The sequence below is a fragment of the Streptomyces sp. NPDC048523 genome (assembly GCF_043199815.1).
Taxonomy (GTDB): Bacteria; Actinomycetota; Actinomycetes; order Streptomycetales; family Streptomycetaceae; genus Streptomyces.
In genome coordinates this window covers 478,844-500,047 of the sequence record NZ_JBICWQ010000006.1, presented here as the reverse complement: position 1 = coordinate 500,047, position 21,204 = coordinate 478,844, and the positions used below count along the sequence as shown (strand labels likewise).

The window sequence follows — 21,204 nt, the reverse complement described above, 5'->3', positions numbered from 1 at the left end:
ACCACACGTCACTCGGTTAGATGAGTGTGGACACCAGAACACCCCGCACACCCACGGGGGACGGCCCGTCGGGATTCGACGACGCTCCCGCGCTGAGCATGGTGAAGGTGCCGAGCGATCCGGCGCAGATCATCGTCAATCATGCGAGCTTCCGCGTGCAGTTGGGCGCGTCGACGAGACGCGCCCAATCCCCGCGGATCGCACGGCACTTGATCGCCGCCGAGGACACCGCCCGGATGCCGGCCGTAGGCGCCGCGGGGCGCCGTCGGCCCGTCGTGTGGAGCGGCAGGTCCGCCCCCGACGACACCGGCGCCCACCGCCTGTTGCAGGCCGTCCGGGGCGGCAGCGTCGGCCATGCCGAGCCGGCCGCCGCCGACGCCGGAGCCACCCAGGTCATCCCCCGTATCGACGTCGATCACGGCTACCAGGCCGACTACGACGGCGAGTTGGCCCAGACCATGGCGACCCCGCTCGTCGGCGCCCAGCGCACCCCCGACGGCGACGGCACCCGGCTCCTGCCCCACATGCGCACGGTGGGCAGCGCGTACGACGAACCCGCCCACGAGGGCGAGGAGTTCGACGACGGCTTCGACGAGGCCCGCGCCGACCGCGCCACCAGGCGACAGGGCGACGAAGCCGCGCGGCACGCCTACTACCCGGGCCGCCGGATGAACCTCGGCGTCGTCCTCCTCCCGCTCCGGATCTTCCTCGGCTTCATCTCCATCTACGCCGGCATGGGCAAGCTGTGCGACCCCGTCTACTTCGACGGCGGCAAGCGCGGCTCCATGGTCAAGTGGCTCAACACCCTGCACCCGTGGGACGTGGCCGAACCACTGCGCCAGTTCGCCCTCCAGCACCCCGTCGGCTCCGGCCTCGTCATCGCCTTCCTCCAGGTCATCGTGGGCGTCCTCACGATCCTGGGCTGCTGGCAGCGCGTCGCCGCGGTCGTCGGCGCCGGCCTGTCCGCCGCGCTCCTCGTCACCGTCAGCTGGAAGAGCGTTCCCGCCTACGACACCCCCGACATCATCTACCTCGCCGCCTGGTCCCCGCTGATCATCGCCGGCGCCCCCGTCTACTCCATCGACGGCCGCCTCGCGGGCCGCGCCTGGCGCCGCCTCGGACCCCACTCCGACATCTGGGAACTGCGCCGCTACGTCCTTCGACGCGGCGCCCTCGTCACCACCATCGTGATGGGCCTGACCCTGCTGATCGGCTCCGTGCTCGGCAGTGCCGTCCGCGACGCCGACCGCATCATCGTCCCCGGCCCCGGCGAGGCCCCGCGCAACGAACTGCCCGGCTCCCCGCTCCCGCAGGACTCCGCCAAGGCCCGCAAGAAGAGCCCGTCGGCGTCCACCCGGCCCAGCCAGGGCGCCACCACGGGCCCCTCCGCCGGCACCTCGGCGACCCCCGGCGCCACCCGCGACACCGACACGACCACCACCACCGGCGGCTCGCCCAGCCAGACCCAGGGCACCACGGGCCGGACCTCCCCCCAGCAGTCCTCCCCGGCCCAGCAGGCCCCCAGCACCACCTCGGGCCCGACCGGGGGCACGAGCACCTCCGGCGGTTCCACGGGCGGCTCCGGCACCGGAGGTTCCTCCTCCGGCCAACCGGGCCTGGTGGGAGGCCTGTTGGGGTAGGCGGGCCGGTGGGCGACGTACTGGGCGACCCCACCGGCTGAGAGACACCGCCCACACACGGAGAAGGTCCCGCACACAGGATGTGCGGGACCTTCCCGGTGTACGGCGCCGCTATCGGCCGAGTGCCGCGAGTTCCTTGGCCGCCTCGGTCAGATCCTTCGCGGTGTCGATGGCCCGCCAGTACGCCCCCTGCGGAATCGGGAACCCGGCCAGCCGCAACTCACGGGCCAGCGTGGGGAACGTCGTCCGCTCATGATCCCCCCGCTCCGGCAGCAGATCGGCGAACCCGGGCGAGAAGACGTACACCCCCGCGTTGATCTCGAACGTCGACGGCGGTGCCTCTATGAAGTCGGTGATGTGACCGAACCCGTCGGTCTGCACCGCCCCCCAGGGAATCCGCGGCCGCGCCAGCGCGAGCGTCGCGATCGCGTCCCGCTCGGTGTGGAAGTCCGCCATGTCCCGCAGCGAGAACCGGGTCCAGATGTCACCGTTCGTCGCGTACCACGCCTGATCCGGGTGCGGCAGACGCGCCGCCGCGTACTTCAGTCCGCCACCCCGGCCGAGCGGCTCCGTCTCGATGACCGTCTGCACGCGCAGCGGAAGGTCGGCCGTCTTCAGCCAGTCCTGGAGCACCTCGGCGAGATGCCCGCAGCTGACCACCACGTCCGTCACGCCCTCCTCGGCGAGCCAGACAAGCTGATGGCCGATGATCGGAGTTCCCGTGCCGGGGATCTCGATCATCGGCTTGGGCCGGGTGTCGGTGTAGGGGCGCAGCCGGGATCCCTGGCCGCCGGCCAGGATCACGGCCTGGGTGGGGCGGGACGCGGCGTTCGGATCGGTCATGACCGGAACTTTACGACGCGCCCCTCTCCCGACCTCGGTCGGCATCCCCTCTCGCGGGGTCAGCCGCTGTGTGCCGCGGCCACACCCGTCGCGAAGGACGTGTCGCAGACGGGGCGGGCGTAGGACTGGGCGCGCGTGGGGCCGTACACACGGACCGCGGCGCGGCCCAGGGCCTTCGCGATGGAGGCGCAGTGTCTGGCGAGCGAGGGGCGCTCGTTCACGGCCTCCTGGAGGTGCGTGAGGGCGATGCCGGGGTTCTTCTCCTGGAGTTCGGTCAGGAGCTGCCCGCGCAGGGCGTCCTGGGGGGCGAGGGGGGCGCTGCGCGGCTTGCTGTCCGAGACCGTCGCGTCCGACGCGGTGAGCACCGAGGAGCTCGAGGGATCCCCCGACCAGTTGACTCGGGTGACCGCGAGGGTCCCGGAGAGCACCAGGACGACCGGCAGGACAAGGGCGAGGGAGCGGCCGATACGGCGGGCGGGGCCCCGGCCGCGTCGCGTCTGTTGGTAAGTGGAGTGCTTCACGCGTGTGAGGGTAGCGTGCGGTAATGATTTGGCGACATTTAGTCACCGGTTCGGGGGATGAGGCAGTGCCGATTTTCGGGTAGGGCGTTGACGAACACTGCTCGAAATGGCCGGTGTGCCGGGGTATTTGTCGACGCGTTGGGGGGCGCTCGGGGCGGGTTCCGGGCGCGAGAAGGGCCCCGCAGAGGCTCTGCGGGGCCCTTCTCGTCAACCTGGGTGAATTGCTGCGGTTCGTCCTCAGTCGGTGAGGCGCTCGCCCGTGGAGGTCGAGAACACGTGGGTCTCGCCCGGACGCGGCACGACGTGCAGCGTGGCGCCCTTGTCCGGGACCGCGCGGCCGCTGACGCGGACGACCAGGTCCTTCAGCTCGCCGTCGACCTTGGCGGAGCCGTAGACGTAACCGTCGGCGCCGAGTTCCTCGACCACGTTCACGGAGACCGCGAGACCGGCCGGGGCGTCCTCGGTGTCCTTGGAGAGGGCCGCGGCGGCGGCGCCGTTGTGCTCGACGATGTCGAAGTGCTCGGGGCGGACGCCCACGGTCACCGTGGTGTCACCCTTGTCGGAGGCGGCCTTGAGGGCCTCGCGGTTGACGGGCACCACGCTGTTGCCGAACTTCACACCGCCGTCGGTGATCGGGACCTCGACGAGGTTCATCGCCGGGGAGCCGATGAAGCCGGCGACGAAGAGGTTCGCCGGGCGGTCGTACATGTTGCGCGGCGAGTCGACCTGCTGGAGCAGACCGTCCTTGAGCACGGCGACCCGGTCGCCCATCGTCATGGCCTCGACCTGGTCGTGGGTGACGTAGACGGTGGTGATGCCCAGACGGCGCTGCAGCGAGGCGATCTGCGTACGGGTGGACACACGGAGCTTGGCGTCCAGGTTGGACAGCGGCTCGTCCATGAGGAAGACCTGCGGCTCACGCACGATGGCGCGGCCCATCGCGACACGCTGGCGCTGACCACCGGAGAGGGCCTTCGGCTTGCGGTCCAGGTACTCGGTGAGGTCGAGGATCTTCGCGGCCTCCTCGACCTTCTGCCGGATCTCCGTCTTGTTGATGCCGGCGATCTTGAGCGCGAAGCCCATGTTGTCGGCGACGGTCATGTGCGGGTAGAGCGCGTAGTTCTGGAACACCATGGCGATGTCCCGGTCCTTCGGCGGCAGGTGCGTGACGTCGCGGTCACCGATGCGGATGGCACCGCCGTTGACGTCCTCGAGCCCCGCCAGCATGCGGAGCGAGGTGGACTTGCCACAGCCGGACGGGCCGACCAGGACGAGGAACTCGCCGTCCTCGATGTGGATGTCGAGACCGTCGACGGCGGGCTTCGTGGAACCCGGGTAAATGCGGGTCGCCTTGTCGAACGAAACAGTGGCCATGGCTCAGAGGCCCCCTTCTACCGGCAGGAACGTGCCGGACGATCCGTTGTAGGAAGGTGGTGTAGTCCACACAGGTGTGGACTGGCTCTGGACGGTACCTGGCGTTCACGCGTATGTCAGTACCTGGCGGACTGTGAACTTCGCGGAAATTTTCGAACGGGGCAGAGCACCGCACTTTTGACCTTGCTGTTCGGCTTCCTGCTTCATCGTCCACGGCCGACCACACACAGCCCTGGTGAGCTGGGTCTGATCGGTCTTAGGGGGACTCCACAGGCATTCCGGCCGACGGCCCGTCGGTCCGTACTGCAGCAGCCGCGCTCTACGCGGCCAGCAAACGCAAACCCTCGTCCCTGAGGCTCACGGCAGCGTTCACACGCGCCGAATGTCCGCTCCAACTGCTCGGCCTGCTCCTCGGTCGGATAGAAGCGGAACCGATAAATGCGGTGATGCGTGCCGGGCGTCTTGGCGCGGGACTTCAGCGGCGTCGCCTTGCGCGTGTGGTGCTTCAGGCGCTCGACGATGCCGAGGACCTCGCGCTTGACGCGCTCAGCCACTGTCTCCTCCATGACCCCTCCCCTGACGACCCGATCTTCGGAACAGCACGACGAGGTTCCGCACTCCACACGCCCCCGAAACCGTACTGGCTGGAGGAAACGAGCGCTGTGTACAGTGGAGCCGCCTTCGCGTACGGCGTTCTGGTACGCGGCGCCTCCTTAGCTCAGCTGGAACGAGCAGCTCACTTGTAATGAGCAGGTCGTCGGTTCGAATCCGACAGGGGGCTCTGTCGAAAGCCCAGCTCAGACCCTGTCTGAGCTGGGCTTTTTGCTGAGCAGAGGCGGTGCCAGCCCGTCGCTTCTACGATGGCAGCCCCCACACCAACGGATTCTGCGGTGTTCACGCACGAGCGTCTTTCCCTAGAGGTTGGGTGGGGTGATCTCAGCGGATGATCCGAAGTGGATCGAGCCGTTTGTCGGTCGAGTCCGGAGCAGTTCAACCGGTTCGTCGCGCTGGTGCGCCGGCGCGGTGGTGACATTCAGCGAGGCCGACCGTGGCGCACGAATCTGACGTTGCGGCAGGTGGCGCCGCTGTTCGGGGTCTCCGAGTCGGCCGCGGACCGGATTCTGGACCACACTCGACGAACCTGCAGGTGGTCATCGACGCCAACAGCCGCCTGGTGGTGGCCATCGGCGATCCGCTGCCCGGCAGTCGCAACGACTGCCGGGCTTTCAGCGAGTCCGGAGTCGACCGGGTCTGCCGCGGTGTCCCCACCATCGCCGTACAGGAAGCGGAGAACTCGGTCCACCGTCGCGCTCGGGCACGCGTCGAGCACGCCTTGTCCCGAAGGGCAACGGGGTCCACCAAGCCGCACTCGCCATCGCCCGCCTCCACAACATGGCCCTCACGGGGCGGTGCGACTGTTCGGCATCACCGAGCTGACCGGCATGTACTACCTCGGCGCGGCCCACCCGAAAGCACCGCCAGGCTGCCCAGGCAGCCCGTCTGGTTCAGCTCGGAAGCGTGGCGAGCCAGTCGGTCAGCAGGCGGTTGACCTCGTCGGGGCGTTCCTGCTGGATCCAGTGGCCGCAGCCTTCCAGGAGGTGGGAGGCCGACAGGCGCGGGAGGGTGGTGGGGTAGGCGTCGATGGCGTCGGACATCCAGATGGTGGAGGCGTCCAGGGCTCCGCCGATGAACAGGGACGGCTGCTTGATCGGGGCTCCGCGGTGCGGGGCGAGGTCTTCCCAGTCGCGGTCCATGTTGCGGTACCGGTTGAGGGCGGCGGTCAGACCGGTGCGCTCGAACTCCCCGGCGTAGACGTCGAGGTCCTCCTCGCTCAACCATGCCGGGAGCGGGCCGACGGGGAAACGGTCGCGCAGCTGACAGCCCAGGGTGACGAAGTGCGGGTCGGGCTCGCCCTCGGCGGGCATGGTGTCGGCGGACAGGGCCGCGTAGAAGCCCGCGAGCCAGCCCCGGACATCGGGGTCGATCTCCGTCTCGGCGCGGCCGGGCTCCTGGAAGTAGGAGACGTAGAACTCCTGCTCGGGGCCGCCGATCTGGCCGAAGATGTCGGTCGGGCGCGGGCCGCCGGGCGGCGCGTAGGGGACGCTCAGCAAGCCGACCGCGCGGAAGTCCCCGGGGTGGAGCAGGGCGGAGGCGGCGGCGATGTTGGAGCCCCAGTCATGGCCGACGACCACCGCGCTCTCCTCGCCGAGGGCGCGCACGACGGCGACGTTGTCCTCCACCAGGTCGAGCATCCGGTAGGCGTCGATCGCGGCGGGCTTGGAGGAGCGGCCGTAGCCGCGCACGTCGATCGCCACTGCCCGGTAGCCGGCCGCGGCGAGGGCCGGGAGCTGGCGGCGCCAGGAGTACCAGGACTCGGGGAAGCCGTGCACGAGCAGGACCAGCGGGCCGGTGCCCTGCTCGACCAGGTGCAGGCGCCCGGCCGGGCCCTCGACGGTGCGGTGGCGGAGCTCAGCGGTTGGCTCGGGCTGCATGGGCTTCTCCTCGGTTCGCGGGCGGACGCGGCTACCCATCGATCATGCGGCGCGGCACCCGCCCGACGCGATCAGCCTTGCCCATTTGGCAAACTTGCAGGACAGAGCGGCCGAGCGGCACGGCAAGAAGGAGCGGGAAGGTGGCAGTCGACGACGTGGACGGCACGCTGGCCGCGATGGGGCCCCGGTTGCGGGCCGCGCGCGAGCACCACGGCGCGACGCTCGCCGCTGTCAGCTGCGCGACCGGCATCTCGACCAGCACGCTGTCCCGGATCGAGACCGGCCGGCGCAAGCCCACCCTGGAGGTGCTGCTGCAGCTGTCGAAGGAGTACGGCGTCTCCCTCGACGAGCTGGCCGGCACCGCGCTCGCCCCCGCGGCCGAGCTGCGGGGGCGGGCGCCGCTGAGCTTCGGGGATGACAAGGCGGTGCTGCCGTTGACCCGGTACGTGGGCGGCCTGCACGCCCACAAGCACGTCCTGCCCGCTGTCGAGGGTCCGCCCGCACGGCCGCGGCAGGTCTCCCACGAGGGCTACGAGTGGCTGTGCGTCCTGTACGGGCGGCTGTGGCTCGCACTCGGCAACCAAGACCTCGTCCTGACTGCCGGGGACGTCGTCGAGTTCGACACCCGCACCCCGCACGGGGTGGTGAACGCCGGCTCCGGCGGGCCTGTCGAGTACCTGATTATGTTCGGGCCCCAGGGCGAGCGCCTACGGCTGCGCACCCCTCCAGGCGTCGCGGGACTGGTGACAGAAAGGTTGCTGAGTGAGCAGTTGTGACAAGCCGCGTGCCTCCTCGGTGACAACACGCTGCTTCGGTCGGCCTCATGCATCCTCCGGCGACCCGGAGGGCGAGGACGTCCGCGCCGCCTCCGTCGGGCAGCTCTCCGTCGAACCCCAGGTCAGACCTCCTCTGGCCTGGGGTTTTGTGCTGGCAGTTCTACGGTGATGCGCAGACCGCCCGTGGGGCGCGGGGTCAGGATGAGGGTTCCGTCGTGGGCCTGGGTGATGGTCTTGACGATGGCGAGGCCCAGGCCGACGCCCGCGTGGCCGGTGTGGACGCGTTCGGTGCCGCGCTGGAAGGGCTCGGTGAGGGTCGGGAGCAGTTCCGGGGTGAGGTGGTCGCCGGTGTTCTCGACGGTGAGGACCGCTGTCCCCGGGCGGACCTCGGTGGTGATCCACACGGTGCCCTGCTCGGGGAGGTTGTGGACGATCGCGTTGTGCACGAGGTTCGTGGTCAGCTGGAGCAGAAGGGCCTGTGAGCCGGTCGTCGGGGTGATGTCGCCGCGGGTCTCGATGGTGACGCCGTGCTTCTCCGCGAGGGGGAGAAGGGTCTCGGTGGCCTCTTCCGCCATGAGGGACAGGTCGACGCGTTGTCGGGTGAAGGACCGCTGCTCGGCGCGGCTGACCAGGAGCAGTGCCTCGGTGAGGTCGATGGCCCGGGTGTTGACGGTGTGGAGGCGGTCGATGAGCCGGCCGGTGTCGTGGTGCGGGTCGGTGCGGGCCACGTCGAGGAGTGACTTCGAGATCGCGAGCGGGGTGCGCAGTTCGTGGGAGGCGTTGGCCGCGAATCTGCGCTGTTCGGCGACGTGTGCTTCGAGGCGGGCGAGCATCGCGTCGAAGGTGTCGGCCAGTTCGCGGAATTCGTCCTTGCGGCCCGGCAGCCGGATCCGGTGGGAGAGGGATCCGGTCGCGGCCGTACGGGTGGCGTCCGTGATGCGGTTGAGGGGGGCGAGCATGCGGCCGGCGAGGATCCAGCCTCCCAGGACGCCGAACACCAGCAGGAACGCCATCGTCGCGGCTGCCGTCGGGGCGAAGGCTTTCAGGAACATGGTGCCCGGGGTTGCCTGCACCGCCCCCGCTTCGTTGAACAACTCCCCCTGGAGAGACAGGTACAGCCCCACGGTGACGATCAGCAGGATGCCCGCGAGCATGAGGAACCCGGCGTAGCTGAGGGTGAGTTTGAGGCGGACGCTCAGGCCGGGTGCTCTATCCGCATCCACGGTTCGCTCCCTCGTCCGAGGCTCCCGGCTGTGTGTCGATGCGGTAGCCGACGCCCGGCACGGTGGCGATGATCCAGGGTTCGCCGAGCCGTTTGCGCAGGGCCGAGACGGTGATGCGTACGGCGTTGGTGAACGGGTCGGCGTTCTCGTCCCACGCGCGTTCCAGGAGTGTTTCGGCGCTGACGACACCGCCTTCGGCGCCGACGAGGACTTCGAGCACGGCGAACTGCTTCCGGGTCAGGGCGACGTAGCGGCCGTCCCGGTAGACCTCTCGGCGGAACGGGTCCAGGCGCAGGCCCGCGATCTCCCGTACGGGTGGGCGGTGGTGGGCGCGTCGGCGGTCGAGTGCTCTGAGTCTGAGCGCGAGTTCCTGGAGTTCGAAGGGTTTGGTGAGGTAGTCGTCGGCGCCGAGTTCGAAGCCGGTGGCCTTGTCGTCGAGGCGGTCGGCGGCGGTGAGCATGAGGATCGGCGTGCCGGTGCCGGAGGCGATGATGTGGGTGGCGATCTCGTCGCCGGAGGGGCCGGGGATGTCCCGGTCGAGGACGGCGATGTCGTAGGTGTTGATGCTCAGCAGTTCGAGGGCGGTGTCGCCGTCGCCCGCGATGTCGGCCGCGATCGCTTCGAGGCGTAGACCATCGCGGATGGCTTCTGCCATGTAGAGCTCGTCCTCGACGATGAGCACACGCATGCCTTCGATGCTACGAGCGGGTGCATATCGTCGGCGTATCGGAATCCGCATACGGGGCGGCAACAGCGTGCGGTCTTGGCTGGTCGTATGACGAGATACCCGCCCTCGGTGCGGACAGCGACCCGCCGGACTCACCCGTCCCCGCAAGGTGGCTCCGGTCGCGGGGACGCCGGCCTCCGACGGGTGCTCCGCGCCTGCTCCCGGCCGGGTCTCTGGAAGCGCGGCCCGGTGCTCGCGGCGCTGGCGGTGCTGCTCGGTCTGGTGATGCTGCTGCACGCGGAGATCCCGGACCACGGCGGGCTCGGGAGTCTGGTGGAGACCTTCCTGCCGTGGTTCGGCCTGTTCGTGCCGGTGTTGCTGGCCGGTGCGCTGTGGCGCCGTTCCGCTGCCGCGGTGGTCGCGCTGCTGCTGCCGGTCACGGTGTGGCTGAGTCTGTTCGGGGGGCTGCTCGGTGACCGGTCCCACTCGGGCGGTGATCTCGTCGTGGCCGGTCACAACGTCGGTGCCGACAACCGCGACCCGGCCGGTACCGCTCGCGACCTGGCCGCGTCGGGGGCGGACGTGCTGGGCCTGGAGGAGATCACCCCGCGGGCGAGGCCGGTGTACGAGGAGGGTCTGGCGAGGGCGTACCGGTACCACGCGGTGCTGGGCACGGTCGGGCTGTGGAGCAGGCTGCCGCTGTCGGACGTCCGGCCGGTGGACACGGGGATGGACGCGGGGCCGTTGGGGGACACCAAGTCGGCCGCCGTCAAGCTGTCCTACAACCGCGCGCTGCGCGCCACGGTGGCGACGGGCCGGGGTCCCCTGGCGGTGTACGTGGCCCACCTGGGGTCCGTACGGCTGATGCCCACGATGGGCTTCTGGACGGACAGCCGGGACCGCAACGCGAAGGCGCTCGCCCGGGCTGTCGCCGCCGAGCCGAACGACCGGGTGGTGCTGCTCGGCGACCTGAACGGCACCACCGACGACCGCGCGCTCGCCGGCCTCACCGCACGGCTGCACTCGGTCCAGGACACGGCCGGCGCCGGTTTCGGCTTCACCTGGCCGGCGAAGTTCCCGGTGGCACGGATCGACCAGATCCTGGTGCGCGGAGTGACCCCGCGGAGCTCCTGGGTCCTGCCGTCCACGGGCAGCGACCACCGCCCGGTGGCGGCCGGGATCAGCTGGTGAGCACCGTGCGGAGGCTCACCACAGGTGTCTCTCCGGTTCGGTGTCTGCCGGTTCTGGCAGTGGCAGTTCCCGGATCGTCGGGTCGGGGATGCGGGCCATCAGGGCCTGTGCGAACCGGTCCGCGCGCAGGACGCGGAAGGGGCGGGAGTGGTACGGCCTGGTCGTGGGGTCGACGCGGTCCGTGAGGCCGAGCCGGTTGTGCAGGCCGCCGACTATTTCGTAGGCCGTGGCGAGACGGTGCTCGCGTTCGTGCCGGTCGGTGGCCGCGAGGGCCGCGGTGAGGACCGGGGTGAGACGGTCGCCCGCCGCGGTCCGGGCGAAGGCGCTGCCGAGCCATTTGCCGTACGGCGGGTAGCGGCGGTCCATGAGGAGGCACAGGCGCATCAGGTGGCGGGCCAGGCGGGCGGCGACGACGGCCGAGCCGAGTTCGTCGCCGACCTCGCCGCAGCGGCCGACGAAGGCCTCCTCGTGGGCGATGCGCTGCCACTGGCAGGCCAGGACGTACAGCCACAGGTCGTGCGGGTACCAGCGCAGGGCGGCGCGGACGGGGGCGAGGGCGTGCAGGCCGTCGTGGAAGACGGCGCCGGCGGTGACCTCGGCGAGGCGTTGGGTGGGGGTGGCGAGCCAGTGGGCGGGGGTGATCGCGGAGGTGGGGTCGAAGCCGAGCGTTTCGGTGAACCACGAGGAGACGTGGGTGATCTCGACGCGGTGGTGGACAGGACCGTCGGTGGCGCGCATGACGCGGATGTCGCGGGTCTCGCCGGTGGGCGCGAAGTGGGTGGGAAAGCCGAGGAAGGTCTTCGGGAGGCGCTCGGCGAGGGCGTCTTTGATACGGCCCGCATGGCGGGAGACGTCCCGGGGGTGGAGGAAGAGCTGGAGACGCGGGCCCCATTCGTGGTCGGCGGAGCGCGGGGTGTCGTAGCCGAGGACTTCGGAGCCGGGGCCGATGCGCGCGGCGGAGTGCGGGATGCCGGGCGCGGCCTCCTCCAGCAAGGGGCCCACCGCCTCGGTGTAGAAGCGGCGGGCGAGTTCGAGGCCGGGGAGGAAGGCGGGCGTACTCGTCACGTGCCGGATGCCCTGACGAGGGCTTCGTCGGTGAGGCGGTACACCGTCCAGTCGTCCTGGGGGCGGGCGCCGAGGGATTCGTAGAAGTCGATCGCGGGGGTGTTCCAGTTCAGGACGGACCATTCGAGGCGTTGGTAGCCGCGCTCGACGCAGAGGCGGGCGAGTTCGGTGAGGAGGGCCTTGCCGTGGCCGGCGCCGCGGGCGGTGGGGCGGACGTAGAGGTCCTCGAGGTAGATGCCGTGGACGCCGCGCCACGTGGAGAAGTTGAGGAACCAGACGGCGCAGCCGATCACGGAGTCCGTGGAGTCGGTCGCCACGTGGGCGTAGGCGGCGGGGCGAGGGCCGAAGAGGGCCTCGTGGAGTTGTTCCTCGGTCGCCTTTGCTTCGGACAACGCCCTTTCGTAGTCGGCGAGTTCGCGGATCAGGGCGTGGATCGCGGGGATGTCGGCGGGGGTGGCGGGGCGGATCACGGCTGTCGGCTCCGGGGGGTGCGCAGGCGGTCGGCGATGTCGAGTTGGCGGGGTTCCAGGGGGCGGCCGTCCTCGATGTTCCAGAGGGCGTTCTGGAGGAGCCGTCCCAGGGTCCAGGCACGCGCGCGTGCGCGGTCCAGGCCGAGGATGTCGGTCATGGCGTCGAAGCGCCAGGTGACCTCGTCGGCGTCGTAGCGGTTGTCGAGGGCGGGCCACAGTTCGAACCCGGGGTCGCCGGCGAGGGGTTTGGGGTCGATGGCGAGCCAGGGGGCGCGGTCTGCGGCGAGGACGTTCTCGTCGTGCAGGTCCCAGTGCAGGAGCCGGTCGCCGGGTTCGTCGACGACCTCGCGTACGGCGGCCGCGCAGTCGGCGACGGTACGGCGGATCCCGGGGTCGGGGATGCGCTCGAGGGCCTCTGGGGTGCGGTCCAGCATGGCTCGCGCGATGTCACCGAGGCGGCGCATCCCGGCGGGGGCGGGTCCCGCGGTCAGGCGGGCCAGCAGACCGGCGATGACGAGGACCGCGTCCCGGGTGCCGGGCAGGGTGGACAGCATGCGAGTGGCGTCGAGGCGCTCCAGGAGCATGGTGTGGGTGACCGGGTCGTGGTCGAGGAGGCGGACCGCCCCGTCGCCGTCCCACAGGCGCAGGGCGACGGGTTCGCCGGCGCTCTCCTCGTCGAGGAGCTGGAGCTTGAGGGCGGCCGGGGTGGCGTCGGCGCGGCGGACGACGGGCAGGACCAGCGCGGCGACGCCGTGCATCGGGGAGCCGTCCGGTCTCAGGTCCCAGCGCTCCAGGAAGTCCTCGGTCAGGGCGGGCAGCCCGGCGATGAACTCCCGGCCGCGGTCGCCGTTGTAAAGCTCCTGTGCGGCCGCCAGTTCCTCCGGGATGTCGATCACGTGCCGGACCCTACCGGCGTGCGTGAATCGACTCATGCGAATTAACCGGGGTGTCCACAGGGTGTGGACGTACGTCCGCAGCGCCCCCGGCACCTATGTGTGGCTGGCGGTCCTCTTCGTGACGACGGTGGCGTTGCACCACATGTCGCCGGAGTTCGAGGAGGAGTTCCTGCGGCAGCGCTCGACCAACATCCACGAGCTGTCGAGCGATCCGCCGCGGGTGCTGGTCTCCAGCGCCATGTGGATCGACAGCGGGCACTGGCTGCCGTACGTCGTCCTCTACTCCGTCTTCCACGCGCCGGCCGAGCGGTGGCTGGGGACGGGGCGCTGGCTAGCGGTGTGCGCGGCGGCGCACGTGCTGGCCACGCTGATCAGCGAGGGGGCGCTGCTGTGGGGGATCCGGCACGGGATGGCGCCCGCCTCCGCGGTCAACACGCTGGACATCGGGGTGAGTTACGCGCTGGCCGGGGTGATCGCCGTGCTGGTGTACCGGATTCCGGCGCCGTGGCGGTACGTCTACGGGTTCGCCGTCCTCGTCGTGTACGCGGTGCCCCTGGTGACCGGGCGGACCTTCACCGATCTCGGGCACTTCGCCGCCGCGCTGATCGGGTTCGGGTGTTATCCGCTGGTCAGAGGGCGGGAAAAAGCACGGATTCCGAAGGAGACAGCGGGTGTGCCGGCGGGTTAACGTCCCAGGCCATGAGCAGCAGGGCCGTGAACGGCGGCATCTCCTTCTGGTACGCGGACGACGGCTTCCCCGAGGCGCGGGAGCCGCTCGGCGGTGACGCGTCGGCGGACGTCGTGATCGTCGGCGGCGGGTACACCGGACTGTGGACGGCGTACTACCTGAAGAAGGCCGTGCCCTTTCTGCGGATCACCGTCCTGGAGCAGAAGTTCTGCGGTTACGGCGCATCCGGGCGCAACGGCGGCTGGCTCTACAACGGCATCGCGGGCCGCGACCGGTACGCGAGGCTGCACGGCCACGAGGCCGCCGTACGCCTCCAGAAGGCCATGAACGGCACCGTCGACGAGGTCGTCCGGGTGGTCGGGGAAGAGGGCTTCGACGCCGGGCTCCACAAGGGCGGCGTCCTCGAAGTCGCCCGTACGCCCGCGCAGTTGGCGCGGCTGCGGGCCTTCCACGAGCACGAGCTGTCGTACGGCGAGAAGGACCGTGAGCTGTACGGCGCCCGGGAGACGGCCGAGCGGATCCGGGTCGCGGACGCGGTCGGATCGTCGTGGACGCCGCACGGGGCGCGGGTGCATCCGGTGAAGCTGGTGAAGGGGCTCGCGGCGGCCGTGGAGGCGCTGGGCGTGACGATCCACGAGCAGACGCCGGTGACGGAGATCCGGCCCAAGCACGCGGTCACCCCGTACGGCACCGTCCGCGCGCCCTATGTGCTGCGCTGCACCGAGGGCTTCACCGCCGCGCTGAAGGGCCAGAGGCGGACCTGGCTGCCCATGAACTCCTCGATGATCGCCACCGAGCCGCTGACCGACGAGCAGTGGGCGGCGATCGGCTGGGAGGGACTCCAGACACTCGGCGACATGGCGCACGCCTACATGTACGCGCAGCGCACCGCCGACGGGCGGATCGCGCTGGGCGGACGCGGGGTGCCGTACCGCTTCGGTTCGCGCACCGACAACGACGGCCGGACGCAGGCGGCGACCGTCGAGGCGCTGCGGGAGGTCCTCGTCGGGTTCTTCCCGATGCTGGCCGGGACGCGGATCGCGCACGCCTGGTCGGGGGTGCTCGGCGTGCCCCGCGACTGGTGCGCGTCGGTGACCCTGGACCGTTCGACGGGCATCGGGTGGGCGGGCGGTTACGTCGGCTCGGGTGTCGCCACCGCCAACCTGGCCGCCCGGACCCTGCGCGACCTGGTCCAGCAGGACTCCGGGCAGGGCGGCCGCACCGAGCTCACCGAACTGCCGTGGGTCGGCCACAAGGTGCGCCGGTGGGAGCCGGAACCGCTGCGGTGGCTCGGCGTGCAGGGCATGTACGCCACCTACCGCACGGCGGACCGGCGGGAGCTCACCGGCCACCGCGCGGAGTCGTCGAGGCTGGCGCGGTGGGCGGACCGGATCGCCGGACGGCACTGATCGGATAACGCTTTCTGCACCCTGTGGATACTCGTGAAGGCGTTGTCGTACCCCTGTGTCACTATCGCCTCAACGTTTGCTGATCCAGGGGGGATCCTTTGCCTGACGTTGACTCCTGTCCGCCTGTCGGAAGACAGAGACGGGCGGCCGTCTTCGCCGCTCTCGTCGCGCTGTTCGTCTCGCTGCTGAGCCTGACCGGGGCGGGTCCGGCCGCCGCCGAGGACGCGGACTGCGCACCGCTCGTGCTCGCGCCCTTCGGCGATCCCGGGGACGCCGTCAACAGGACGACCGTCCCGGTGGGGGAGAGCACCTGCTTCACCCTGACGGCGCCGACGGCCGGCCGGTACCTGGTGTCCAAGGACCGGAGCAGCCCCACGTCCGCGACGCTGTACGCAGCGGACGGCACCGAGGTCGACTGCTACGACGAGACGTTCTCCGAGAGCGGCCGGTGCGACCTGCCCGCGCCCGGCGACTACACCCTCAGGATCGTCAACACCGGCCAGTGGGGCCCGGCGGACACCACGTTCACCGTCGTCCCGCTCGGTTCGGCCACCGAGGGCTGCTACGACGACGTCGGCACCGCCTGGTACCCGCCTCTGCCCGTCCGGACCGCCGTGAGCGGGCTGGAAATCGACTGCCAGGCCTTCGAGGGCACACCGGGCGAGCGCGTCCTGCTCAGCCGGGCCACCAAGGTCTACGGCGAGATGGTCTCCTGGATCACCGACGCGACCGGCACCCGTATCTGCCCGCGTGTCACCGCCGACGACGAGAGCAGCCTCAGCTGTGTGCTGCCCGGTGAGGGCCCCTACCGGGTGATCTCCGAGGTGACGTACGCGGAGAAGGGCTTCCCCGCCGAGTACACGGCCGGGGTGCATTCGCTGACCGACCCCGAGGGCTGCCGGACCGCGTCCGTGCGCCCCTTCGGAGCGCCGGAGGGCCTGGACTACCAGGACAACCCCTGCTTCACCTTCACCGTCGGCAAGGCCGGACCGTACGTGGTCCACGAGGTCGACGACTACTCGGCGAGCGCCGCCCTCGTGTACGACGCGGCCGGGAAGATCGCCTGCGAGGAGACCGACCCCTGCAGGCTGCGGGCCGCGGGCACCTACACCGCGATCATCCATCTCGGCGTCGACCCCGGTGACGACCTGCTCCTCCTCGACCGTGCCTCCGGCGCCGGGTGCGTGGCGGCCGGGACCGGCGTGTTCCGGGGCGAGTTGAGCGTCGTGGGCGAGTACGACTGCCTGGCGCTCGACGTCCCCCAGGGCGCCACGATCGCCGCGCTCACCCCGATCGGCGCCGACGGTGTCGACGCCGAGGTGGAGGTCGTCGACGCGAACGGCACCATCCAGTGCGGCACCACGAAACTGGCCGATGGCACGTGCGTGCTGACCGGCGCGGCTCCCTTCCGGGCGCTGGTGCACACCGACGCCCTCGGTACGGGCAACTCCACCGGCCCCTACTCGATCGCCTTCCACCGCGTCGACGGGGCGAACGACTGCCCGGTCCTGCCCGCCGGAGGCTTCGGAGCCGACGGCGCGAAGGCCGCCTTCGGCACGGGTGACGGCGTGTTCTCGCAATGCCTGAGCATCCCGGCGGACGCGCACACGGGCGCGGAGGTACTCCAGCTGGTCAACACCTCCGGGGGCGTGCCGGCGAAGTTCTCCGTGCTGGACGCCACCGGCAAGCAGGTCTGCGACCGCACCGCCACCAGCAACGGCTGGGTGGTGTGCGCGCTGACCCCGGGCGGGGCCCACACCGTGCTGGTCACCGGCCGCGACCTGCCCGCCACCTACACGCTGGCCCGGCGGGACGTCACCGCGAGCGCTGCCTCGGCGGGCTGCGTGAAGACCGCCGCGACGAAGGTCGGCGGCCCGTCCGTGACCGGCGCGGCCGGCGAGCCGGGCACCCTCACCTGCCACCAGGTCACCACCGACGCGGCCGCCGACGCCCTGCACCTCGACGTGCGGGACGCCCTGGGCACCGCCAACCTCGCGGTGTTCGGCGGCGACGGCGGCTCCGAGTGCTCCTTCCGCAACCGCTCCTGCGCGGTCACCGGGTCCACCACCCACCAGGTCCTCGTGCAGACCCCGGTCACGCTGAAGGCGGCCCCGGAGTACCACCTGGACGCCCTGCGCGTCGCGACGGCGGACGGACCGGCACCGGAGTGCACCCGGGTGCCCTCGGTGGCGTACGGCTACGGGCCCGTCACCGGCACGCTGGACGAGCAGCACAGCGCGGTGTGCGCGGTGCTGCCGACGGCCGGATACGACAGCTTCGGCGTGGACGTCACGGACACCACCGGAGCGGCCACGACCGCGGTCCCGGCCCTGTACAACAGCACCTGGAAGAACGGCTGTTCGCTGTCGACCTCCGGAGGCACGTGCTCGGTGAGCGGCTCGACCAGCGGCCCCTCCCCGTCGGTGTTCCTGCTGGGTCTGCCCGAGAAGGCATCCAGCACCTCCTACCGTGCCAGGCTGGCCTGCACGTTCACGCTCTGCGGTACGGACAAGGTGAGCGTCGCCTCGGTGAGCCCCGCCACCGGGGTCGCCGGCGGCAAGGTCACCCTCACGGTGACCGGCACGGCGCTGCCGGCGAACGCCACGGTACGGCTCACGCAGAGCGGCAAGACCCTCACCGCCACGGCGGATTCGGTCTCCGCGGACAACAGGACACTGACCGCGACCCTCGACCTCACGGGCGCGGCCGCGGGCACCTGGAACGTCAGCGTATTCACCACGTGCTGCGAGCACCCGCGCGGCACCTTCACCGTCACCGAGCCCCAGCTCACCAGCACGGCCGCGCCGAAGATCACCGGGACCGCCAAGACCGGCGCCAAGGTCACGGCGGAGCCGGGCAGTTGGTCGGCGGCGCCGACGTCGTACACGTATCAGTGGAAGGCGGACGGCAGGGCGATCAGCGGGGCCACGGCGAAGACGTACGCCGTCGCCGCCGCGGTCGTCGGCAAGAAGCTCACCGTGACCGTGACCGCGCTCAAGAGCGGCTGGAAGAGCGGTACGGCGACCTCGGGCGCGGTGACCGTGGCCAAGGGCGACGCGCCCAAGGCGACCAAGCTGCCGGTGATCAGCGGCACCGCGAAGGTGGGGAAGACGCTGAAGACGACCAACGGGACGTGGAGTCCGGCGGCGACCTCGTACGCGTACCAGTGGTACGCGAACGGCACGGCGATCAGCGGTGCCACCAAGTCCTCGCTGGTGCTGAAGACCGCCCAGAAGGGCAAGAAGATCACCGTGAAGGTGGTCGCGCACCGCACCGGGCACAAGGACGGGTCGGCGGTGAGCAAGCCGACGAAGGAGGTCGTCAAGTGAGGTGAGCGTCGAAGGGGTGGCCTCCGGGCCGTCCCTTCGCGAAAATCCCCCTCCACAGGCAGGGCACCCACCTCCGATCTCAAGCGTGCTTGAGGTCAAGGGCGTTCCGGCCGAGTGCCAGCGACACGGCGGTGAGCGCGCTGGTGAAGGAGACCTCCGAGAGCACCCCGGGCGCCGCGACCTGGTCGCCCGCGAGATAGACGCCGTCGCCCCGGTCGACGGCGGGCCGGTCCCGCCAGCTGGTGCCGGGCAGGTCGACGGCTCCCGTACGGCCGTTCGCGACGGACTCGCGCCGCCAGGTGACGCGCTCGCGCCAGCCGTCGAAGGCGAGATCGAGCAACTGCTCCGCGCGTGCGACCCCCTCGGCCTTGGTCTCGTGCGGGGCGATCGGGATCTGCCCCTGGAGGAGCTGTTCGCCCGCGGGTGCCAGGGTGCGGTCCTGGGCGGTGAACCGTTCGATCCAACCGGGGGAGTCGAGGTCGGAGACGGCGAAGGCGTCGCCGCGCCGGGTGCGCAGGGCGAGGTCGATCAGTGTCGTACGGCCGCTCGGCCAGGTCAGGGAGTCGTCGCGGAGGAGGCGGCGGGCCGCGTCGAGGGACGTGGCGACGACGACCGGGGTGTCGGTGGGGAGGGTGTCGACGCGGGACAGGGTCTCCATCCGGACGCCCAGGTTCCAGGCGCGGGCGGCCATCCGGTCGACGACGCCGGCCCAGCCGCCGAGCGGGTAGTGCGCCTCGGGCGGCAGCTTGGTGGCACGTCGGAGCCGTTCCTGCACGAACGCGGCGGACAGGGCACCGGGGTCGTGGTGGAAGAGGGCGACGGCGGAGTAGTGGGCGGCGGCGCGGGCGCCTTCCTCGCCGGCCTGTCCGGTGGCCCAGGACATGAAGTCCACGTCGACCGGGGCCTGTCGGGCGCTGCGGCGCAGGAGCTTGAGCATCGCGAAGGGAGGGGTGCGGCGCAGTGTGCCCTTGTGCCGCAGTCGCAGCCGGGCCGCCTCCAGGGGTGGGAGCGGTGCGAGCGGTCCGACGAGGTCGCGCTGCTGGAGCCAGGACCAGTGCGGGCCGCCGTTGTAGAGGGCGTGCGGGCCGTCGTTCGTGCGGTACGGCCCCTCGGCGGTCCTGGCCCGGCCGCCGAGCGTGTGATGGGCCTCGTACACGGTGACCTTGGCGCCCGCCTCGGCGGCGGTGATCGCCGCGGTCAGTCCGGCGAGGCCGCCGCCGATGACGGTGATGCGGTGCATGTCTGGGGGTCTCCCTCTGCTCGGGTGCGCGTTTTGTTGTCGTGGTCGTCCTCGCCGGTATGACTGATTGAGGGCACCCGAATGTGACATGGGGGCTGTTCGCGCAGGTCAGGGGATTGTCAGTGGTGGGGTGCAGGATGGGGGCATGGTGAGTCGAGCGGCGGGTGCGAGCAGGGTGAAGGGGGCGCGGCGGCCGGAGGTGCGGCTGCCACCGCTGGAGCCGTACGGGGGAGGGGAGCTGGAGCCGGACGGAGACTATGACGGCCTGGAGTTCCTGGAGGCGGACTTCGTGGGGCAGGACGGGGCGGGGGCCCGCTTCATGGACTGCGCGCTGAGAAGCTGCGCGCTGGACGAGACCCGGCTCCACCACGCCCGCTTCCTCGACTCGGTCCTCACCGGCATACGGGGCGTGGGCACCGACCTCGCGGAGTCGACCCTGCGTGACGTCGAGCTGATCGACGCGCGCCTCGGCGGAGTGCAGTTGCACGGGGCGGCGCTGGAGCGGGTCGTGATCCGGGGCGGCAAGATCGACTATCTGAACCTGCGTACGGCGGTCCTGAAGGACGTCGTCTTCGAGAGCTGCGTCCTGGTGGAACCGGACTTCGGCGGCGCCCGCCTGGAGCGCGTGGAGTTCGTGGACTGCGCTCTGAAGGGCGCGGACCTCACGGCGGCGACCCTCAAGGACGTCGACCTGCGCGGCGCCGCGTCCCTGGAGATCGCCCGGGGCATCGACCGCCTTGCGGGGGCGGTGATCAGCCCGTCCCAACTCCTTGACCTGGCACCGGTGTTGGCGGCGGAGGTGGGGATTCGGGTGGAGGGGTGACGGGGAGGGGATGAAGGGGAAGCCCCCTTCACTTCACCCGCGGGAACCGTGCCTGGAGCGTCCAGATCGCCGGGTTCTCGCCCAGGTCCTCGTGCAGGTCGACCAGGTCGGCGATCAGGTCGTGCAGGAAGTCGCGGGCCTCGCGGCGCAGGACCGCGTGGGAGAAGGTGAGCGGGGGTTCCTCCACCGGCATCCAGTCGGCCTCGATGTCCACCCACCCGAAGCGGCGCTCGAAGAGCATGCGGTCGGTGGACTCGGTGAAGTCGAGTTCGGCGTGCTGGGGGCGGGAGGCGCGGGAGCCCCGCGGGTCGCGGTCGAGGCGTTCCACGATGTCGCACAGCGCCCACGCGAAGTCCAGCACCGGCACCCATCCCCAGGCTGTGGACAGTTCCCGGTCCTCCTTGGTGTCCGCGAGATACACGTCGCCGCAGAACAGGTCGTGCCGCAGCGCGTGGACGTCCGCGCGGCGGTAATCGGTCTGCGGGGGGTCCGGGAAGCGGTTGGAGAGGGCGTAGCCGATGTCGAGCACGTAGGCGATGGTGTCACGCGGCCCTCGT

At 71.0% G+C, this 21,204-nt stretch carries 19 protein-coding genes, 1 tRNA gene and 1 pseudogene; 9 read left to right on the top strand and 12 right to left on the bottom strand.

All coding sequences use genetic code 11. The annotated features are described in order from the left end of the window. Positions 1 to 20: 20 nt before the first annotated feature. On the top strand, positions 21 to 1,640 hold the full coding sequence (locus ACGFWE_RS31625; RefSeq protein WP_393603336.1) for a DoxX family protein: 1,620 nt from the start codon (positions 21 to 23) through the stop codon (positions 1,638 to 1,640). 111 nt (positions 1,641 to 1,751) lie between these two features. Here the strand turns inward: ACGFWE_RS31625 and ACGFWE_RS31620 are convergent, their stop codons facing one another. The 4 genes from ACGFWE_RS31620 to ACGFWE_RS31605 form a co-directional block, all read right to left on the bottom strand. After that, on the bottom strand, positions 1,752 to 2,483 hold the full coding sequence (locus ACGFWE_RS31620) for a nucleotidyltransferase family protein (RefSeq protein WP_352388859.1): 732 nt from the start codon (positions 2,481 to 2,483) through the stop codon (positions 1,752 to 1,754). A gap of 59 nt (positions 2,484 to 2,542) precedes the next feature. Further along, positions 2,543 to 3,004 carry a hypothetical protein gene (locus tag ACGFWE_RS31615; protein ID WP_352388858.1) on the bottom strand — a complete coding sequence of 154 codons (462 nt, stop codon included), beginning with the start codon at positions 3,002 to 3,004 and terminating at the stop codon, positions 2,543 to 2,545. Positions 3,005 to 3,241: 237 nt separating this feature from the next. Continuing rightward, positions 3,242 to 4,378 (bottom strand): sn-glycerol-3-phosphate ABC transporter ATP-binding protein UgpC, encoded by a 1,137-nt coding sequence (locus ACGFWE_RS31610; RefSeq protein ID WP_352388857.1) that lies wholly within the window; start codon positions 4,376 to 4,378, stop codon positions 3,242 to 3,244. Between the two features lie 203 nt (positions 4,379 to 4,581). Beyond that, on the bottom strand, positions 4,582 to 4,944 hold the full coding sequence (locus tag ACGFWE_RS31605; RefSeq protein WP_393603333.1) for a helix-turn-helix domain-containing protein: 363 nt from the start codon (positions 4,942 to 4,944) through the stop codon (positions 4,582 to 4,584). A 141-nt stretch (positions 4,945 to 5,085) separates the two neighbouring features. Here ACGFWE_RS31605 and ACGFWE_RS31600 point away from each other — a divergent pair. Together ACGFWE_RS31600 and ACGFWE_RS31595 are read left to right on the top strand one after the other, a co-directional pair. Continuing rightward, positions 5,086 to 5,159, top strand: a tRNA-Thr gene (locus ACGFWE_RS31600). 140 nt (positions 5,160 to 5,299) lie between these two features. Then, a pseudogene (locus ACGFWE_RS31595) lies at positions 5,300 to 5,815 on the top strand (hypothetical protein). A 68-nt stretch (positions 5,816 to 5,883) separates the two neighbouring features. On the opposite strand, the gene ACGFWE_RS31590 reads toward ACGFWE_RS31595, so the two are convergent. Continuing rightward, entirely contained in the window at positions 5,884 to 6,870 is a 987-nt protein-coding gene (locus ACGFWE_RS31590) for an alpha/beta fold hydrolase (RefSeq protein ID WP_393603331.1), read from the bottom strand. 140 nt (positions 6,871 to 7,010) lie between these two features. Between ACGFWE_RS31590 and ACGFWE_RS31585 the strand changes: the two genes are divergently transcribed. Beyond that, positions 7,011 to 7,646, top strand: a complete 636-nt coding sequence (locus ACGFWE_RS31585; RefSeq protein WP_393603329.1) for a helix-turn-helix domain-containing protein — start codon at positions 7,011 to 7,013, stop codon at positions 7,644 to 7,646. Between the two features lie 122 nt (positions 7,647 to 7,768). On the opposite strand, the gene ACGFWE_RS31580 is transcribed toward ACGFWE_RS31585, so the two are convergent. Together ACGFWE_RS31580 and ACGFWE_RS31575 are read right to left on the bottom strand one after the other, a co-directional pair. Next, positions 7,769 to 8,800 (bottom strand): sensor histidine kinase, encoded by a 1,032-nt coding sequence (locus ACGFWE_RS31580; RefSeq protein WP_393603484.1) that lies wholly within the window; start codon positions 8,798 to 8,800, stop codon positions 7,769 to 7,771. Positions 8,801 to 8,855: 55 nt separating this feature from the next. Then, the gene (locus ACGFWE_RS31575; RefSeq protein ID WP_393603327.1) at positions 8,856 to 9,557 is read right to left on the bottom strand and encodes a response regulator transcription factor; all 702 of its coding nucleotides are present in this window, start codon (positions 9,555 to 9,557) and stop codon (positions 8,856 to 8,858) included. A gap of 87 nt (positions 9,558 to 9,644) precedes the next feature. Between ACGFWE_RS31575 and ACGFWE_RS31570 the strand changes: the two genes are divergently transcribed. Then, positions 9,645 to 10,727, top strand: coding sequence for an endonuclease/exonuclease/phosphatase family protein (locus ACGFWE_RS31570; protein ID WP_352388852.1), 1,083 nt, complete (start codon positions 9,645 to 9,647; stop codon positions 10,725 to 10,727). Between the two features lie 15 nt (positions 10,728 to 10,742). Here ACGFWE_RS31570 and ACGFWE_RS31565 read toward each other — a convergent pair whose 3' ends face one another. Genes ACGFWE_RS31565 through ACGFWE_RS31555 form a run of 3 tightly spaced genes read right to left on the bottom strand, consistent with a single transcriptional unit; the run spans position 10,743 to position 13,194 of the window. Then, complete coding sequence (locus ACGFWE_RS31565) at positions 10,743 to 11,792, bottom strand: DUF4037 domain-containing protein (protein ID WP_393603325.1); 1,050 nt, start codon at positions 11,790 to 11,792, stop codon at positions 10,743 to 10,745. Next, on the bottom strand, positions 11,789 to 12,262 hold the full coding sequence (locus tag ACGFWE_RS31560; protein ID WP_393603323.1) for a GNAT family N-acetyltransferase: 474 nt from the start codon (positions 12,260 to 12,262) through the stop codon (positions 11,789 to 11,791). Before ACGFWE_RS31560 ends, ACGFWE_RS31565 begins: the two co-directional genes overlap by 4 nt. Beyond that, entirely contained in the window at positions 12,259 to 13,194 is a 936-nt protein-coding gene (locus ACGFWE_RS31555) for an aminoglycoside phosphotransferase family protein (RefSeq protein WP_393603321.1), read from the bottom strand. The genes ACGFWE_RS31560 and ACGFWE_RS31555 overlap by 4 nt, the downstream gene beginning before the upstream one ends. Between ACGFWE_RS31555 and ACGFWE_RS31550 the strand changes: the two genes are divergently transcribed. From ACGFWE_RS31550 to ACGFWE_RS31540, 3 genes are all read left to right on the top strand, one after another. Continuing rightward, the gene (locus ACGFWE_RS31550) at positions 13,193 to 13,846 is read left to right on the top strand and encodes a rhomboid-like protein (protein ID WP_393603319.1); all 654 of its coding nucleotides are present in this window, start codon (positions 13,193 to 13,195) and stop codon (positions 13,844 to 13,846) included. The genes ACGFWE_RS31555 and ACGFWE_RS31550 overlap by 2 nt on opposite strands. Positions 13,847 to 13,857: 11 nt before the next feature. Further along, complete coding sequence (locus ACGFWE_RS31545; RefSeq protein ID WP_393603317.1) at positions 13,858 to 15,255, top strand: NAD(P)/FAD-dependent oxidoreductase; 1,398 nt, start codon at positions 13,858 to 13,860, stop codon at positions 15,253 to 15,255. Positions 15,256 to 15,353: 98 nt separating this feature from the next. Further along, positions 15,354 to 18,584, top strand: a complete 3,231-nt coding sequence (locus tag ACGFWE_RS31540; protein WP_393603315.1) for a Tat pathway signal protein — start codon at positions 15,354 to 15,356, stop codon at positions 18,582 to 18,584. Between the two features lie 79 nt (positions 18,585 to 18,663). Here ACGFWE_RS31540 and ACGFWE_RS31535 read toward each other — a convergent pair whose 3' ends face one another. After that, on the bottom strand, positions 18,664 to 19,824 hold the full coding sequence (locus ACGFWE_RS31535) for an NAD(P)-binding protein (protein WP_393603313.1): 1,161 nt from the start codon (positions 19,822 to 19,824) through the stop codon (positions 18,664 to 18,666). A gap of 145 nt (positions 19,825 to 19,969) precedes the next feature. Between ACGFWE_RS31535 and ACGFWE_RS31530 the strand changes: the two genes are divergently transcribed. Next, on the top strand, positions 19,970 to 20,647 hold the full coding sequence (locus tag ACGFWE_RS31530; protein ID WP_352388845.1) for a pentapeptide repeat-containing protein: 678 nt from the start codon (positions 19,970 to 19,972) through the stop codon (positions 20,645 to 20,647). 28 nt (positions 20,648 to 20,675) lie between these two features. Here ACGFWE_RS31530 and ACGFWE_RS31525 read toward each other — a convergent pair whose 3' ends face one another. Then, positions 20,676 to 21,176 carry a hypothetical protein gene (locus tag ACGFWE_RS31525; RefSeq protein ID WP_393603482.1) on the bottom strand — a complete coding sequence of 167 codons (501 nt, stop codon included), beginning with the start codon at positions 21,174 to 21,176 and terminating at the stop codon, positions 20,676 to 20,678. Positions 21,177 to 21,204 lie beyond the last annotated feature (28 nt).